Annotated in this window: 1 protein-coding gene; it reads right to left on the bottom strand. The window is 45.0% G+C overall.

Annotated elements, in window-relative coordinates; genetic code table 11:
* Positions 1-299: 299 nt before the first annotated feature.
* Positions 300-1,305, bottom strand: a 1,006-nt coding sequence (locus tag LD39_RS21200) for an iron ABC transporter permease (RefSeq protein ID WP_035553643.1), incomplete at its 5' end; no start/stop codon positions are given.

Raw genomic sequence — 1,305 nt, 5'->3', positions numbered from 1 at the left:
ACCCGCCATGAACCATCTACTTGTCTTTCTCACATAAACACCTCTAATTTAATAATACTGAACACCTGAATGAAGATACGACCACACTTGTACCAACCTAATCTTCCAATTCCCTTTGTAATAAGGAAATATGCGCTTAGCATCGATATAAACAGAAAACTTCAATCCCTATATCCATTACACACATATTTACCCTGAAACGCCTACAGAAAAGCAGTTGCACGAAAAAGATTAGTCGCGCAACTGTTCTTTATTAGCTGTATTGAATTCTACCACATGCGATAAGCGTTATTTTTCGATTATGCCGCCCTCTTTTTCATCAACCATAAGAAATAAGGAGCCCCAATGAGCGCAACAAGAATACCGGACGGAATTTCATTCGGCGCTAATAATGTACGACTGAATAAGTCAGCTATCACTAATAACAATCCGCCTACTAGCATCGTTACAGGCAGCAGTTTTTGGTTGGCATTTCCTACCAAAAGTCGGGCTGAATGCGGCGCGATCAAGCCGACAAAGCCAATCGATCCAACCGCAGCAACGCTGCAGGCTGCAAGCAGTGTGGCGATTAAAGCCATTTGGAAACGAACGGAACGGACGCGGAGACCGAGCCCTTTTGCCGTGTCATCTCCCAAAGAAAGTACATCCAGTGTTTTGATATAGAAAATGAGCAGCGGGATAAACAGAATAACTGGCCAGATCAGATATTGTAACAGCTCTGCCCAACCTTTGGCATAAGTGGTTCCTGATAACCACGTCAATGCCGAAGCCACACCAAGATCGGACTGGACAACAAGGATTTGAATAAAGGAGGAACCGAAAGCAGAGATTCCGATTCCCAACAAAGCAAGTACGGTCGGCTGGAATTCAGCTTTCGCACCAAGCACCATCACAATAAGGAAAAAGATGAGCGCGCCAATCATCGCTCCAACAGGAATCCAAAAGGCGGACAAGCTGAATACGAACATCGTCGTCAACGCCCCTACTCCCGCTCCAGAAGTAATCCCAATCACGGACGGATCCGCAAGCGGGTTCCTGAGCACACCTTGAAAAATCAACCCACTCACAGCTAACACAGCACCACTGAATAACGCGACCAATGCACGTGGCAATCGCAAGTTCAGTATATAGTTTTTAATAAATTCATTCGAATGACCAAAAAGCGCATCAAATGCGACCACTGGTTCAAAACCGTAATTTCCTGAAGCCATGCTTACAACTAAGGTCAAAATAATAACGATTCCAAGAACAGGCGTCACCTTCCAGAGCGAAAGGTTGACAGAAGCTTTCCCAGCCATAACCGAA

This window comes from Halobacillus sp. BBL2006, from assembly GCF_000786645.1.
Taxonomy (GTDB): domain Bacteria; phylum Bacillota; class Bacilli; order Bacillales; family Halobacillaceae; genus Halobacillus.
Note: the sequence above shows the minus strand (reverse complement) of the source record. Positions and strands in the feature narration are given on the sequence as shown.